This is a genomic window from Streptomyces sp. Ru62 (assembly GCF_002920615.1).
GTDB lineage: Bacteria > Actinomycetota > Actinomycetes > Streptomycetales > Streptomycetaceae > Streptomyces.
This window is the reverse complement of record NZ_PQSU01000021.1, coordinates 1-15,284: the sequence shown is the minus strand read 5'-3', so window position 1 is coordinate 15,284 and position 15,284 is coordinate 1. Positions and strand designations below refer to the sequence as shown.

General features: G+C 69.7%; 16 protein-coding genes and 2 pseudogenes. 15 read left to right on the top strand and 3 right to left on the bottom strand.

All coding sequences use genetic code 11. The annotated features are described in order from the left end of the window. Window positions 1-21: 21 nt before the first annotated feature. On the top strand, window positions 22-345 hold the full coding sequence (locus tag C3492_RS26875; RefSeq protein ID WP_146075721.1) for a hypothetical protein: 324 nt from the start codon (window positions 22-24) through the stop codon (window positions 343-345). A gap of 324 nt (window positions 346-669) precedes the next feature. Here the strand turns inward: C3492_RS26875 and C3492_RS26870 are convergent, their stop codons facing one another. Further along, window positions 670-951: a hypothetical protein gene (locus C3492_RS26870; RefSeq protein WP_146075720.1), complete on the bottom strand. Its 282-nt coding sequence runs from the start codon at window positions 949-951 to the stop codon at window positions 670-672. A 530-nt stretch (window positions 952-1,481) separates the two neighbouring features. On the opposite strand from C3492_RS26870, the gene C3492_RS26865 reads away from it, so the two are divergent. Further along, on the top strand, window positions 1,482-2,618 hold the full coding sequence (locus C3492_RS26865) for a HoxN/HupN/NixA family nickel/cobalt transporter (protein ID WP_103814850.1): 1,137 nt from the start codon (window positions 1,482-1,484) through the stop codon (window positions 2,616-2,618). Window positions 2,619-2,989: 371 nt separating this feature from the next. Here the strand turns inward: C3492_RS26865 and C3492_RS26860 are convergent. Next, window positions 2,990-3,220, bottom strand: a pseudogene (locus tag C3492_RS26860) (acyl-CoA dehydrogenase family protein); the annotation flags it as partial. Window positions 3,221-3,838: 618 nt separating this feature from the next. Between C3492_RS26860 and nthB the strand changes: the two are divergent. The 8 genes and pseudogenes from nthB to C3492_RS46045 all read left to right on the top strand — a co-directional run bounded on the left by nthB (window position 3,839) and on the right by C3492_RS46045 (window position 10,978). Next, the gene (gene nthB, locus C3492_RS26855; RefSeq protein WP_103814847.1) at window positions 3,839-4,519 is read left to right on the top strand and encodes a nitrile hydratase subunit beta; all 681 of its coding nucleotides are present in this window, start codon (window positions 3,839-3,841) and stop codon (window positions 4,517-4,519) included. After that, the gene (gene nthA, locus C3492_RS26850; RefSeq protein ID WP_103814845.1) at window positions 4,516-5,115 is read left to right on the top strand and encodes a nitrile hydratase subunit alpha; all 600 of its coding nucleotides are present in this window, start codon (window positions 4,516-4,518) and stop codon (window positions 5,113-5,115) included. Before nthB ends, nthA begins: the two co-directional genes overlap by 4 nt. Then, window positions 5,112-5,480, top strand: coding sequence for a nitrile hydratase accessory protein (locus C3492_RS26845; RefSeq protein ID WP_103814843.1), 369 nt, complete (start codon window positions 5,112-5,114; stop codon window positions 5,478-5,480). Before nthA ends, C3492_RS26845 begins: the two co-directional genes overlap by 4 nt. 561 nt (window positions 5,481-6,041) lie before the next feature. After that, window positions 6,042-7,262, top strand: a complete 1,221-nt coding sequence (locus tag C3492_RS26840; RefSeq protein WP_103814842.1) for an MFS transporter — start codon at window positions 6,042-6,044, stop codon at window positions 7,260-7,262. Window positions 7,263-7,509: 247 nt separating this feature from the next. Next, window positions 7,510-7,962 (top strand): MarR family winged helix-turn-helix transcriptional regulator, encoded by a 453-nt coding sequence (locus tag C3492_RS26835; protein ID WP_103815073.1) that lies wholly within the window; start codon window positions 7,510-7,512, stop codon window positions 7,960-7,962. Window positions 7,963-8,425: 463 nt separating this feature from the next. Further along, window positions 8,426-9,367, top strand: coding sequence for an ABC transporter permease (locus C3492_RS45165; RefSeq protein WP_219822095.1), 942 nt, complete (start codon window positions 8,426-8,428; stop codon window positions 9,365-9,367). A 345-nt stretch (window positions 9,368-9,712) separates the two neighbouring features. Next, window positions 9,713-10,324: an FtsX-like permease family protein gene (locus tag C3492_RS45160; RefSeq protein ID WP_219822094.1), complete on the top strand. Its 612-nt coding sequence runs from the start codon at window positions 9,713-9,715 to the stop codon at window positions 10,322-10,324. A 376-nt stretch (window positions 10,325-10,700) separates the two neighbouring features. Beyond that, window positions 10,701-10,978 (top strand): annotated as a pseudogene (locus tag C3492_RS46045) (hypothetical protein). Window positions 10,979-11,237: 259 nt separating this feature from the next. Here the strand turns inward: C3492_RS46045 and C3492_RS44245 are convergent. Further along, the gene (locus tag C3492_RS44245; protein ID WP_146075719.1) at window positions 11,238-11,573 is read right to left on the bottom strand and encodes a hypothetical protein; all 336 of its coding nucleotides are present in this window, start codon (window positions 11,571-11,573) and stop codon (window positions 11,238-11,240) included. Between the two features lie 165 nt (window positions 11,574-11,738). On the opposite strand from C3492_RS44245, the gene C3492_RS26810 reads away from it, so the two are divergent. The 5 genes from C3492_RS26810 to C3492_RS26790 form a co-directional block, all read left to right on the top strand. Next, entirely contained in the window at window positions 11,739-12,629 is an 891-nt protein-coding gene (locus C3492_RS26810) for an SDR family NAD(P)-dependent oxidoreductase (protein WP_258055902.1), read from the top strand. A gap of 69 nt (window positions 12,630-12,698) precedes the next feature. Then, entirely contained in the window at window positions 12,699-13,580 is an 882-nt protein-coding gene (locus tag C3492_RS26805; RefSeq protein ID WP_103814840.1) for a helix-turn-helix transcriptional regulator, read from the top strand. A gap of 490 nt (window positions 13,581-14,070) precedes the next feature. Continuing rightward, a complete protein-coding gene (locus C3492_RS44765; protein WP_181140566.1) occupies window positions 14,071-14,244 on the top strand; it encodes a hypothetical protein in 174 nt (57 codons plus the stop codon). Between the two features lie 108 nt (window positions 14,245-14,352). Beyond that, on the top strand, window positions 14,353-14,826 hold the full coding sequence (locus tag C3492_RS26795) for a GNAT family N-acetyltransferase (protein WP_146075718.1): 474 nt from the start codon (window positions 14,353-14,355) through the stop codon (window positions 14,824-14,826). A 186-nt stretch (window positions 14,827-15,012) separates the two neighbouring features. Continuing rightward, a partial coding sequence (locus C3492_RS26790; RefSeq protein WP_219822093.1) for a hypothetical protein occupies window positions 15,013-15,284 on the top strand: 272 nt, incomplete at its 3' end.

Here is a 15,284-nt window from a genome sequence, read left to right as displayed (position 1 = left end):
CGCCCCTGCACCATCGAACCTTTGGACGAATGGAAGGGCGACCACCGCAGTCCGTTCGGTCCCCACGGCACTGGTGTGTGGGTATGCCTGGCCCGGCACGACTTCGGCCTGGCGGATGGCTCAATGTGCTCGCTGTGGAGGTCGGCGACGGCTGGTGAGACTACGGTGCGGACGTCACTGCCGAGGTCATCAACGCCGGTCCCGCCGCGCACCTCGGACTACCGTGAGTTCGACGGAATCATGGTCCCGACCCGGCGGCGGGTCCACCGGGTGAGCGAGGACGGGACGGTGTTGCGAGACACGGAACTCGTCACCATCGATGTCGAAAGCGTCCTGTTCATCTGAGCTTGCCGGGGCCCTGGGTCGTCGGGCGTCAGGCGGGCGCGCGGCCTGGCCGTGGCACCCGTCGGCATGCCGATGGGGCCGTCGGCCAAATGCTTGTGCAGCTCAACTGACCGCGTCGGACCGAGGCCCTGGAAGCAGGTGATGCGGACCGATGCCGACATTGACCGTGACCTGCTCCTGACCGCGGCGCGTCAAGTCGTCGCTGATCAGGTGCACAGTACGCCACCGGCCGGCCTCGCCCGGCGCGCGGGACTCGATGCCGGGACGCACGTGTCAGCAGCGCTCCGCGCGGTCGGCCTCAATCTGGGCTGAGTTCGCTGATGATCAGGTCGTCGGTCGACGCAGCCTCCGGCCCCAGGCCGTGCGCCGTTGGCGGACGGCCGTGCAGGCGATCGGTGCGGCTTCCGGGCCTGTCGGCAGGCTGCAGGTCATCACCCGCCCGCCGGGCAGCATCTTGGTGCGGGCGAGCAGCAGCAGGGTCTCGCCCGCGCGGCCATGCCGCATCTCACCGCGTTCGACGCTGTCGCGCACGCCGGACAGGGGGCTGTCGCGGGCGTCGTCCAGGAGGGGACGCGGTGACCTGTGGGCGCTACGCCTCCTGGGCAAGGGCGGCAGCATCCATCTCGAGCCCGCTTCCCTCGGGCAGTGAGGTCGTCGTCGCGGGAAAGGGGGCGGTGTCCATTGGCGGCCAGCGGCGGGCCTGGAGGGACGGGGAGGGTGGATGAGGTGCCGTCGGGGAGGATCACCACGGGTTTCGGGTAGGCCGGCACGGGCGATGGTGCAGGTGAGTTCGACCGGGTCGTGGACCGCGAGGGCGCGGACGGCGATGAGCGGCTCCTGGGGCAGGGGGCCCATGGGGGCGGCGCGGCGTGCAGTGAGGAGGCGGGGCGTGGTGTCGCTGAGCCGGGTCGAGGAGGCGGCCTGTCTGTGCGGACGGGCTGGCGAACCTCGATTACGAGTATATGCTCATATTGTGGAGCGGCATCCCGCAGCGCGCCCCCGCCGGCCTGCCATCGGCAGGGGGCACTGGACCTCCCCGGCACCCCCAGCACTCCGGAAGTTTCATGTGCCACCGGAAATCCGGCCGCCGTACCCCACGAGTCCCCCCGTAAGTCACTGGAAGAGGCCGACCCACCATGACTCCACCCCTAACGCGTTCCCAGACCGCTGTCCGCGCCGGCGCGGCACCGGCCGCCCACACCATCCGCTGGGAGCGCCGTGACTGGTGGCGCGCCGGGGGGCTTCTGGCTGTGATCGCGGTACTGCACCTGGTGGCGTTCGGGATCCTGGCCGCACTGGTGGTTCCACACCACTACAAAGCGGGTACGGAGGTCTTCGGCCTCGGGCTCGGCGTGACCGCGTACACGCTCGGCATGCGGCACGCCTTCGACGCCGACCACATCGCCGCCATTGACAACACCACCCGCAAACTCATGGCGGACGGCGAGCGCCCGCTCTCCGTTGGCTTCTGGTTCGCGTTGGGCCACTCCACCGTCGTGGTGCTGTTGGCGGTGGGGATCGCCGCGGGCGCGCGGCTCACGACGACCCTCGCCAGCGACGACTTCAGCACGCGTCACCACCTGGGTCTCATCAGCACGGTGGCATCCGGCAGCTTCCTCTATCTGATCGCCGCGCTCAACCTGGTGGCGCTGGCCGGCATATGGCGGGTATTCAGGGCGATGCGCGCAGGGCAGTTCGACGAGCACGAGCTGGCCAAGCACCTGGACAGCCGTGGCCTCATGAACCGCATTCTGAGCCGGCTCACCCGGTCCGTCTCCCGGGCTGGGCAGATGTTTCCGATAGGGCTGCTGTTCGGGATCGGATTCGACACGGCCACCGAGGTCACGCTCATGGTGATGGCCGGATCCGGTGCCGCAGCTGGACTGCCGTGGTACGCGATCGTCTGCCTGCCGTTGTTGTTCGCCGCCGGCATGAGCCTGTTCGACACCCTTGACGGCACGTTCATGAACTTCGCATACCACTGGGCATTCTCCAACCCGGTCCGCAAGGTCTACTACAACCTCACCATCACCGGCCTGTCCATCACGGTTGCCTTCCTGATCGGCACGATCGAACTGGTCGGCTGCCTGCACGACCAGCTTGGCCTGACCGACCCGGCAACCGGCTGGATCTCCGGGATCGACCTGAACAATGCCGGGTTCATCATGGTCGGCGTCTTCGTGGCCGTGTGGGCTTGCGCTTTGGGCTACTGGCACTTGGCCAAGGTCGAACGCCGCTGGAACCCCGCAGGCAGCCGGAGCAGCGCGAGCTGATACCGCCCAGGGGCCCCACACCGATTGGCTGCCATGACCCAGGTGGCCGCCATCACCTTCCTTTTCCGCCCCGGACAACGACTGAGCCGAACGGAACAAGCAACGCAGACCTCCATGTCAGCCGGCACGGACGCCGACCGCGAGCAGCGGCGGTCACGACGGTGGACCGGTAACGAAAGGGACGGCGTCGGTCGCGGCGCTGACGACGAGCAGATCGGCCCGGGTGCCGTGGGGCACCGTGTCCTTCGTGCCGGAGGGGATCCATGTGCCGTCGTGCTCACGGGCCCGGACCTGGAGGGCCCGGGTCTCCCGGCGGCTGCCTGGTTCGGTGTGCGCGAAGGCGGCGATGAGGGATCCGTCCGCCAGGCCGCTCAGCAGCTCGCCCTTCCACCGGCCGGTGCCTGCTGCGGTGATGAGGCCGCCCGCCAGTACGGTGCGGTCGGTGAACGGCTCGGGGGCGAGACGCGGCCCATCTCCTCGGCCACCAGGCCGACTTCGACGGGGCCGGCGCCCATGTCGCCGCGCTCCTCGGGGAAGGGCAGCCCGAGGATGCCCATGTCGGCCAGTCGCGACCAGACGTGCTCGGCGAAGCCGGTGGCGGCATCCGTGGTCTTGCGCCGGTCTTCCGTGGTCGGGTACGCCCCCGGTCAACAGGGCGCGGACCGCGTCGCGCGGGTCCCGCTGCTCGGGGGTGAGGGTGAAGTCCATGAGCACCTCGTTCGAGGACCGCGGTCTTCTCTCACTCGCGGCAGGCAGGGACAGCGTGCAGCCTTCCGCCGAGCGCGGCTTGTGCTGCGCTCCGGCCGTGCCCGTAGGAGACCGGAGGCCTGCTCCGCGGTCGGCGTTCCGTCCCAGGGCCGGGTGCTGTTCGAACCTGAAGACAGCCCCATGAGCCCATCCTCTTGGCACATGAAGCCTCACGAGCCGGGATGACCGTCCGGCCAACGAATCGGCTGCGCGACGCTTGACGATTAGGAGCATGTGCTCCTATCTTCGTGGTGAGGCACAGGTCGGACCGTCGGTCGACCGGCCTGGCGGCTGACAGCCGCACCGACCGGACCTCGGAGGTCTGTCCCCATCGTCGCCCACGAGGAAAGCCCGCGAAGGATCGTGGAGCGCTCCACCCTGACCCCCTTGCGGTGCGGGCCGTGATCTCGATGGTGTCGTACACCCAGAATGAGTATATTTTTCCGTTTTGCGGACTGTGAAAGGTTGTCGTCATGGACGGTCTTGCCGATATGGGGGGCACCCCGGGATGGGGGCCCCTTCATCCACCGAAGCGTGACGAGCCGGTGTTCGCGGAACCCTGGCAGGGCCGCGCGTTCGCCCTGGCTCTCCTCTCCAGCCGCATTGCGTGCGGCGGCTACAACGCGGACGCCTTCCGGCACGCGCTCGAGCGCCTGGACCGCACCGCCTACCTGGACGAGGGTTACTACGGGCGCTGGCTCAACGGCGCGGAGCTGATGCTCACCGAAAGCGCCACCCTGGCTCCGGACGCGATCGACGCCCGCGCCCGCAACCTGGGCGGCGGCCAGGTGGACGAACCCCCAGTGCCCGAGCCCCGGCCGGACTACGCGCCGACCGCGGCGCCGATCGGCGCCGGCTCGCTGCGCACCGTGGACACCCCGCCGGTGTTCGCCGTGGGCGAGCGGGTATGGACACGGTCCGTGTCGGTGCCTGGCCACACCCGGCTGCCCGCCTACGCGCGCGGACACGTGGGTGTCGTCGAACGCATCCAGCCGGGCCACGTACTGCCGGACACCAACGCCCATTTCCAGGGCGAGAACCCGCAGCACGTCTACTCCGTGCGGTTCGACTCGCGCGAGCTGTGGGGCGCCGACGCCGCACCCTTCGCCCTCACCATCGAGATGTTCGAAAGCTACCTGGAGACCAACTCATGACCACCGACAGCGGTACGGGCAAGCGCCCACCCGTCTCCCTGCGCACGGAGGCGCTGGAGCAGCTGCTCACGGAGCGGGGTCTGATCGACCCGAAGGTGATGGACGGGATCATCACCACGTACGAGACCCAGGTGGGTCCGCTCAACGGCGCCAAGGTCGTCGCGAAGGCGTGGACGGACCCGGAGTACCGGCGCCGGCTGCTCAAGGACGGCACGGCGGCCATCAAGGAGCTGGGCTTCTCCGGGGCGCAGGGTGAGCACATCGTGGTGGTGGAGAACACGGCGACCACCCACCACGTGGTGGTGTGCACGCTGTGCTCGTGCTACCCGTGGCCGGTGCTGGGCCTGCCGCCGAGCTGGTACAAGGACCCCGCCTACCGTTCGCGCGTGGTCAAGGAACCGCGCACCGTGCTGTCCGAGATGGGGCTCGACCTGGACGACGACGTCCGGATCACCGTCCACGACTCCACCGCCGAGGTGCGCTGGCTCGTGCTGCCCGAGCGTCCGGCCGGAACCGAGCACCTGTCCGAGGAGGAGCTCGTGCCTCTGGTGACGCGGGACGCGATGGTCGGCGTGGCGAAGGTGGCGGCACCATGAGCGCGCCGCTGGAGATCGAGGGGCCGGCCGCACCGCCGCGCTCCAACGGCGAGCTGGTGTTCGCCGAGCCGTGGGAGAGCCGCGCCTTCGGCATGGCTGTCAGCCTGTACGAGGCGGGCGCGTTCACCTGGCCCGAGTTCCAGGCCGCGCTGGTCGCCCGGATCACCGCCTGGGAGTCCACGGCGGGCCCGGACGAGCCCTACGAGTACTACCGGCTCTGGCTCGCCGCCCTGGAGGACGTCCTCACCGGCCTGTGCGCCGTGACACCGGAGGAGGTCACCGCGCGCACCGAGACCCTGGCCCAGCGCCCTCCCGGCCACGACCACTCCGACGACCACGACCACGACCACCCTCACCCTCACTGACCTGCGGAGCTCTGAGCGGGACGGCCCTGATCCGCGCCCTTCCCGCAAGGGAACCGGTTGCACGACAGGGCCGTCGCCGGAACGACCCGACCAGGGACACAGAAGGCGTCACGAGCGCCGTCAGCCCGGCGACGGTGGCCACCAGCGCACCGACCTGGATGGCGCCGAGCTGCTCAGGGCGTTCCGACGGCATCGTGACCCCCGATCGGACCGCCGTCAGTGTCGTCAGCGTGAGGACCGATCCCCTCCTCATCCACCGGGTACCGGGCCGTGTCCTCCCCGCGACGCCGGCCTGGTCGCCCATCGCCGGCTGTGACGTCGTAGCCGCCCATCGCACAGCATCCCGTACCTCTCCCTCACCAGCGCCCCACTGGCCGGCTTCGAACGAGTTCTGGCGGGATCGCCTGAAGCCCGAACCGGCGGCTGTCCCGGCCGCAGACGTCCCCCGAGAGCAGGGTCTGCGCCGCCCGGCCGTCCGACCTGCCGCCGCGGTTCCGGCCGCCTTCCGGTGCTGCGGAGTTCGACGCCACCACCCCCGTCACGTCTGCCGGAGAAACACCCGTGTACCGATCACTCCTTGTTCTGACCGCCGCGCTGTTCGCCATCGGAACCGACAGTTTCGTCATCGCCGGAATCCTGCCGGACGCGGCGCATTCCCTCGGCGTCGGCATCGGTTCCGCGGGATGGCTCATCACCGCTTACGCCTTCGCCTACGCCGTTCTCGGTCCCGTCATGGCGGCGTTCACCGCGCGTTGGCCGCGCCGCACGCTCTTCCTCACCGGCCTCGGCATATTCGTCGTGGGTAACCTCCTGACGGCTTTCGTCCCCGTCTTCGGTGTGGCCCTGGTCGCACGGGCCGTCGCCGGACTCGGTGGTGCCATGGTCAGCCCCACCGCCGTCGCGGCGGCCGCCGCACTCGCACGGCCGGAGCGCAGAGGCCGCGCCATCTCGACGGTTCTGGCCGGTCTCAGCGCGGCGACCGCGCTCGGTGCCCCCATAGGCACGGCCATCGGAAGCGTGACCGGCAACTGGCGGGCCACGATGCTGTTCGTGTCCGCCCTGGGTGTGCTCGCCGCCGCCGGAATCGCCCTGCTGCTGCCCAAGATCGCCAACCCACCGCTGGTGCCGCTCAGGGCCCGTGTCGCCCCGCTGGGCGATCGCCGTATCGGGATGACCCTGCTGACCACGCTCCTCGTCTTCACCGGCCTGTACGTCGTCTACTCCTACATCGCGGAGAGTCTGGACCGCACCACCGGTGGCAGCGGCACCACCCTCGCGGCCCTGCTGTTCGTATGGGGTGTGGCGGCCACCATCGGAACGCTCGGATCGGGCGCCCTGGTCGACCGGCTCGGCGCACGACGCGTCATCAACACCGCGATCGTCGTACTCACCATCGACTTCGCCCTGCTCCCCTGGTCGAGCGCGCACCTGGGCACCTCCATCGTGGCGCTGGTCGTCTGGGGCGTCTGCGCATGGGGTCTGCTGACCCCCCAGACCCACCGCCTGATCGAGGCCATGCCTACGGCGGCGCCCATGCTCACCGGCCTCAACACCGCGACGGTCTACGTCGGTGTCTCCATCGCACCACCCCTCGGCCAGGTCGGCATCGCATGGCTCGACGCACACTGGCTCGGCCCCCTGGGCGCCGCGCTGATCGCCCTCGGCCTCGCCACGGCGGAGACGGCACACTTCATCATCCGCCGCCACCAGGACCACGCAGCCGCGGCGCACGCGGAGTCGCTCCCTGCGGCGACAGCACCCGAAGTCAGCAGAGCTTCCTGATCGCGGCACCCGCTTCCACCGGCGGACCCGGTCGGGCGAGCGGTGACGGAAGTCCTGATCAGTGCACCGACTCCCCTTCCGGCCGGCGGCGGTGCCGCAGTCGGGGCGAAGGGACGAGACGCTTTCAGCCACCGCCATCGGACGCCAGGTCAGGCACCGTCCCTGGCCGCGGGGGAGCAGCAAGCAGACCGTCGCACTTACGAGCAAGCCCTCGTATCATGGTTGGGGAAAGACAGTGGAGGAGACCATGACAACCGCGCGGAGAGACTCCAGCGACTCGTGCAACAGCCTGGCCCTGCGCAAGGCCGCCCGCTATCTGGGCGCGACCTACGACAGGGCCCTGGCACCCGTCGGTCTTCGCGCGACGCAGTTCAGCATCCTGCAGAAGCTCAGCACCCAGGGCGAGATGACGATCACCAGTCTGGCCGAGGCGATCGCCATGGACCGCACGACGATGGCCTCCAACCTCAAGCCCCTCGCCCGCGAGGGTCTGGTGACCGTCGAGACGTCTGCGGCGGATCGCCGGGCACGGATCGCCGCCATCACACCGGACGGCCGTGACCGGATGAAGGTGGCGATACCACTCTGGCGAGAGGTGCAGGCCCAGTTCGAGGAGAGCTTCGGAGCCGACGAGGCCGCCCGACTGCGCACCTCGCTCGGCGCCGTCCTGCACACCGGCTTCGAGCCCTGGGCGGAGTAGGCGACGTACGGCGAGTGGTCTGCCACCACCGTGGGAGCCCGCGACCGCAATCGACGCTGATGCATGGGTCAACGACGAGGGTCGAGTCGTGCGCGTATGCGAGAAGATCCACTTCGCGTCCGCTCCCGACATCGAAGCGACGCTTATGCTCGCCGACTTCAAGAGCGCCATGCCGGTGAACGCAACCGTTGCAGGCTGAGTATCAGCCCGCGTCCACTGGTAGGCAGGCCGTTCGAAGAGCGAGCTGGCCGCGTCGCTGGGGGTGGACCTCAAGACGGTCAGGACGTACGTGGCCCCGGCGGAGATGTCCGGGATCAGCCCGGGCGGCCCCTCGATGAGCTCAAATGGCCCCGATCAATCCCACCAGTTGAACATCAACTCGCCGACCGTGCTGGGGCGCCGGTAACGGACCTGTTCCAGCTCTGCTTCGGCGAGCTCGCTGGTGTCGGCCGCGGCCAACGGCGTGCTCAGTTCTCCGAGGTCCAGCAGCCGGAAGCCGCCCGGCCACTACTTCAGCGAGGAGTTCGCCGCCCACCAGCGGCCCGGCGTCTCCACCATCGCCCTGATCCCCGACAAGGGCGCCGAGACCGGTGCGATCGTCGCCGCGGCGAAGGAGGTCGTCGGCGAGCACGGCAGCGTGGTCTCCGGTGACGGGCGGGCCGAGCTGCAGCCCGAGTACATCGAGCACAAGCGCTTCCTCGGCGTCCAGCTGATCAGCGCCATGGCCATCCTGGGCCTGTTCACCACGGTGTTCGTGGTGGCCTCGATGCTGGTCCTGTCGACAGGGATGCGCCGCCGTGAGATCGGCCTCCTGCGCACCATCGGCGCCTCGCCGAAGCAGGTCCGCCGCATGATCCTCGGTGAGGCCGCCATGGTCGGCCTGGCCGGCTCGATCGTGGGCTGCGTGGCCGGTGTGGTCGCGTCGCCGATGCTGCTCTCGATCCTCAAGGGCCTGGACGTCACCCCGCCCGGCATGCGGATCGACGTCGCCGCCTGGCCGCTGCTGGTGGCCTGCGTGATCGGTATCGGCGTCAGCGTGATCGGCGCCTGGGCCGCGGGCCGCAAGGCCGCCAAGGTCGCCCCGATCGAGGCGCTGCTCGACAGCCGCTCCGCCAACCAGGGTATGGGCCGCGGCCGCTGGATCGCGGGTCTGTCCGTCCTCGGTCTCGGCGTCGTGCTCGCCGTCGGCACCGCCACCAGCACCGCCGACAACCGCATCAACATGGCGATCTTCGCCAGCATGACGCTGATCGTGGCGGCGGCCCTGCTGGCCCCCGTGTTCGTCGGACCCGTCGGACGGATCCTGACCGCCCCCTTCCAGCGCGGCGGCAAGGCCGCTCCGGTCCTGGTCCGGGCCGAACTGGTCGCCAACCCGCGCCGCGCCGCCTCCCTGGTGGCCCGGTGATCGCCGCCGTGGGCTTCGCGGTGCTGCTCAGCGGCATGGTCGAGACGATGCGGGTCGCCTACCCGGCCGGTGAGGCACTGAAGGTCGCGGGCCAGACGATCGTCACGCCGGACGGCACCCCCGGCAACACCGACGAGGTCGTCGCCGCCAACCCGTTCGGCAAGGCCGCCCTGCCGACCCGCGCGTTCGTCGAGCCCGAAGGAGGCGAGCGGCGGTACGGCCACCGTCCTGGACGTCCTGGGCAGCCGGGACCCGAAGTGGAACAAGCAGGGACAGGCCGTCCTCGGCAAGAAGACCGCCGGTCAGCTGGGCCTGAAGCAGGACCAGGACGTCCCGGTCCGGTTCGTGGACGGCGCGACCGTCACGCTCACCGTGGCCAAGGTGCTACCCGACGACCCTGCCCGCGGTGACTTCGTGGTCGCCCGCGACCTGGTCCGCGCCCACGACCCGGCCGCGCTCACCGACGACATCTTCGTCCCCGCCGGCGCCAAGGCCTCGGCGGCGGTGCCCGGAGTGGCCCTCCACGACGCCGCCGAGTCCGCCCTGGCCGACTGCAACACCGACGCCAAGCTCACCGACTCCCTCGCCATGATGCTGATCGTCATCGCCGTCGGCTACAGCGTGATCGCCGTCGCCAACAGCATGGCCATGGCCGCCCACGGCCGGCGCCGCGACTTCGGGGTGATGAAGTCGGCCGGCGGCACCGTCCGCCAGCTGCTGTTCACTTCGGTCGGCGAGACCACCCTGGTCGTCGCCATCGGCGCCGCCCTCGGTGTGCTGGTCACGCTGCCCCCGCTGGCCGGCATGGCGGCGGGCCTGTCCGAGGCCATCTCCTCGGACGTGAGCCTGCACCTGAACTCCGGCACCATCGTCACCGCCGTCTTCGGCACGCCGGCGGCGGCGGTGCTCGCGGGGGTCGCGGTCACGGCGAGGACACTCAAGCGGCAGACGGGGTAAGCCGCACGGGGCGACAGGCGAGAGGCCGGAAGGAGGACGTTCACGCCGGCGGCGGCCCCGGGAGCTGCCGGGGCCGCCGCCGGCGCGTGCCCGGCCGCGCCCCGCCACCTCCCCCCTCCCGCCCCCGGTTACGACGAGCGGTGGAGGGCGGTCGAGCGCGTCGGCTGGAGCGCCACCCCAGAGCCCCGGCCGTTGCTGTGCGGGGACTGCGACCGGCAGGCCGTCACCGACCTAGAGCAGGCATGGCCAAGCGCCCATCGGCGACAAGAGCAGGGCCAAGCCGTGCCCGCGCAGAAGGGCGGCGGCACCCGGCTCTCCCGCTTCCGCAGATGACGCGACCGGCCCGGCTGTCAGGGGCGGCTGCCAAGCTGAACGGATGGACCGTGATGACGAGCAGCTGCTACGCCAACGGGTCTACGGCGCCGATGACGACCAGCCGGGCCCGCGACCCGACCGGCGCCACGCCGAACTGGTCGGCGGCCCGATGGACGGCCTGCTGCTCGGCATCACCGGCTGGACGCCCGACGAGGCCGGCACCGGTGTCGCGCTGGTAACGGAGCTGGGGCAGGTCGGCGCCGGCGCCGGGCCCTGTACGACCCGCGCCCCGGTGACCCGGGCCGCTGGGACTGGACCGGCGACACTCCCTGGTGCTGACCGACCGCGGCTACGACCACGACAGGTACCGCCGCGTGGTCTGGGACCTCGGCGTGAAGCCGCAGATCGCCCGCCGCGGCACCGAGCACGGCCCCGGCCTGGGCACCCAACGCTGGGTCGTCGAGCGAGCGTTCGCCCACCTGCACTGGTTCCGCCGCCAGCGCATCCGCCGGGAGATACGCGATGACATCCACGAAGCCTTCCTCAGCGTCGCTCGCAGCATCATCTGCCGGCGACGGCTGAAGAAGCTCCGGCCGCGTCAACTTTCGTCGTCCCGAGCAGCCATGAAGCCGCGATCTTGGACCACCGGGAAGACTCGCTGTGTGGTGGCGATCCAGGTGTCGATGTCGGCATGGGACGACCTGATGGCGCTGATCAACGCCTCGATCACGTCCAGTTTCGGCTTGCCGACGTTCAGGCTGAGCTCGTCCATCGACACCTCTTGGTACGACATGACCAGCTGCCACCAGAATCGCATGAGGAAGCGGCATTCCTGCGGGTCACGGTCGTCTGCGAGGCGATCATGAATGACCCTCTGGACGCGCTGCCGCTGCTCATCGTCACGAAAGCCGCGGTTGAGGTCAGTCAGGGTCACGTCGGGACAGTAGCAACCGCGTTCGTTCACGACCCCCGAGTTAGCTCTCAAGCCCGCGTAGAGCTTCCCGTAGGGATTCTTGGTGGTCGGCTCCGGAAGTCCTCCGGGGGTTGCGCCCGGGGCCGGGTGACGCGTGTCGCATCGTTGGACGTCCAGGGCAGCGGGGTGACGGCTGTCTCGGCTGCCTGTAGAAGGGGGCTCTGGGAGACCCAGGTTGTTCTGGGCCTGGTAGGCCTGAAGCCTGGTGGCGAGGCTGTGGTCATGACCGACAGCAACAGCGATGTGACCGGCTTCCACAACCGTGTCGTTCTGATCACTGGCGGAACCAGCGGGATCGGCCTGGCCACCGCGCGTCTGCTCCTGGAAGCCGGCGCCGAAATCGTCATCACCGGACGCGACGATGCCCGCCTCGACCGCGCGGCCGAACAACTGGACAAGGTGTCCGACCAGGGTGCCCGGCTGTTCACGGTCCGGGCCGACTCCGCCAGCCTCACCGATCTCGACCGCTTGGCTGCCCTGATCCGTGAACGCCACGGACGACTGGACGGGGTGTTCGCCAATGCCGGGGTCGGAGTGTTCCAGCGCAGTGGCGAGGTCACTGAGCAGGACTTCGACCTCAGCGTCGACGTCAACTTCAAGGGGGTGTTCTTCACGGTCCAGAAGGTCCTGCCGCTGTTCAGGGCGGCGGGTGGCGGTTCCATCGTGATCAATGCCTCGTGGACACTGCACCGGGGCCTGGCCGCCGCACCGGTGTACGCGGCCACCAAGGCCGCCGTCCACAATCTGGCCCGCACGCTGGGCAGTGATCTCGCCGGGCGCGGTATCCGGGTCAACTCGATCAGCCCGGGCTACATCGTGACCGAGATGTTCGATGCCGCCAACCCGGACCCTGCCTCGCACGATGCCATCCGCTCCCAGGTGCCGCTGGGGCGGCTGGGCCAGGCCCAGGACATCGCCGAGACCGTGGCCTTCCTGCTCTCCCCGCGGTCGTCGTACATCACCGCCCAGGACATCGTCGTCGACGGGGGCTTGGTGACCGCCGTCCCCGCCCCCTGACGCGGGTGGCGGCTGCCTGGCCCCGACAGGGCCAGGCAGCCGCCCGTCACGACCGGCCACAATCGTCGTATGAGCACAGCGATCAACCTGGGCGAGTTCCTCCGCACCCGCCGCTCCCTCCTGCACCCCGAGGACGTTGCCCTGCCGGACTTCGGAGGCCAGCGCCGGGTGGCGGGCCTGCGCCGCGAGGAGATCGCGCAGCTCGCCGGAGTGAGCGTCGACTACTACACCCGGATGGAACAGGGCCGCGTGCCCAACCCCTCAGGCGCGGTACTCGACGCCCTCGCGCGCGCACTGCGGCTGGACGGGGATGCCACGCGGCACCTGCACCGCCTTGCCCGACCGCAGTCCGCCGCCCGGCACGTTCCCCGGCGCCAGGCCCGGCCGCAACGCGTGCGCCCCATGCTCCAGAGGTTGCTGGACGATCTGGTGGACATGCCGGCGATGGTGATGGGCCGGCGCATGGACATACTGGCCTGGAACACGGCAGCGGTCGCCCTCTTCGGCGACTACGCGGCCCTGGACCGAGCCGAGCGCAACATCGCCCGGATCACTTTCCTCGACGAGACGTCCCGGGAACTGTATGCGGACTGGACCTCCTGCGCCCGCGAGAACGTGGCCTACCTCCACCTGGAAGCGGGACGGCACCCCGGGGACCCTCAGTTGGCGAGCCTGATCGGCGAACTGTCGATGAAGAGCGAGGACTTCCGTCGCTGGTGGGCTGAGCACCCGGTGCAGGACAAGACCTCGGGGACCAAGCGATTCCGCCATCCGGTGGTCGGCGATCTGGAACTGGCCTACGAGACTCTGCGCGCAGCGGACGACCCTGATCAGGCCTTGATCACGTATGCCGCTGAGCCGGGCAGCCCATCGCACGACGGCCTGCGGATGCTGCTGGCCTGGGCCACTGAGGCACCCTCCCCGATGCCGGACGGCGACCGCACGCGCTGAGCTTCTGGGCAGTGCGGGCCTCACCGTCGGCGACCCACAGCCGCGTCAGACGCGCCCCGCCGGGCTGCAAGGTGGGCATCTGGCTGAAGAACGCGCGGGCCGCCGCCCGGAAGGCCGCCGAGACCGAGCAGCGGCGTGCCGAGCGGTTTCAGCAGTCTGAGCAGTACGGACCGTCGGGCGGTTTCGGGAAGTCCGAGCGTCCGTCCAGCCACCCGAAGAGCCGTTCCGCGAGTGTGAGGTCTTCGAGGAACAGAGCGTGTCCGTGTTCAGGGCATCGGGCGTTGGGATCCCAACCCCACATGCGGCCTTCTGGGGGTGCTGTAGTCGACGAGGGACCAGATCGCGCAGCCCCACGTCAGGAGCGGTACGACGGACGGCGGGTGGTTGGGGAGTCCGCGCCGGCCCAAGTACTCCTCCAACAGCCGAGGTCGGGGCAAATGGCGCGCTGGACACTCGGGTCCTGGCCTCCTACCAGCTCCACGCCGGGGGCATGCAGAGTTTCGTCGGCGACGACAGCCTCATCCGCGGGAGCGCCGTACGCGGATGGGCCGATGATGAGGAGATCACGCTCGGTGCACGCGGACGTCTTCCTCGGCACACCTGGCTCGACTTCGCGGCTTCTGTACTGGCCCAGCTCGCGAATGCTCCGGACGAGAACATATGAGACAAGGGGAGGACCTGAACCGGCCGTCGCCTCAGTTGCGGTAGCCCCCTACTCCACGTCCTACCTGACCACGCCCCAGCCGAGTTGCGTTCCTCTATCGTGAGGATCATGACCGTGGAGGTAACCGAGCTGGCTGAGGAGCACGAGAGCAGCCTGCGCGCCTTGCTCGTCGCGGAGGGCATGGGCCTTCACGCCGGAACTCTGCTCGATCACCGCCATCGACCCTATGAGCGTCTCTATGTCGCTCTGGCGGGTTCTGTGGTCGTAGGGTTCGTTGAGGGTACGTTTACGGATCGTGAGATCTTCGGATCCGGTGAATTTCCGCCGCCCCGGGCGCGCATCGTGCAACTGGTCGTCGCCGTGCACTCTCGACGCACCGGCATCGGCAGCGCGCTCGTGGGACGCTTCGCCATCGACGCCGAGGCAGCCCGACTGGACAGCCTCGTCCTGTACCCCGAACCCGACCATGCCGATGTGCGCAGGGCGTTCTTCCACCACTGCGGAATGCGCCCCGTTCTCGGTACTCCCCTCCTCGGCGCCCGTCTGGACATCATTCGCACAGCACTCGTCTCACGGTCCTGAGTGGCCGTTGAACCCTCGGCCGCGCATGCACTGTGGTCCGCCGAGCGGGCAGTCACCCGACGGACCGTCTGCGCGTGGGCGGGGTCAGCTTCCCGTTTCGGCACGACGCCGCGCGCGTCAATGCACTCGCCCCGCGATCGAAGACCACGGACATCGTCGTAGGCCGCTGCGTCTACATTCGGCAAGGTGCTGGTCCGCAACGTTCGGTCCTACAGCAGATCCGCCTCCGCGTCGACGCTCGCGGACGAGTCGCTGCAAGGCTTGCCGGGCTATGACGACTTCTCCCGTGCGGTGCGGGCCGTGGACGAACGGTTCCGCGAGATCGCAACCGTGGGGATCCGGCTTGCCGACCCAGAGGCACTCGCCTGGTGGCATCACGTGATTCCCCCTCGGGGAAGCCAGGAGTTCGCCGACGACGTGCGGCGTCAGTTCGGTGTCACGATCGAGGTCGTCGACTG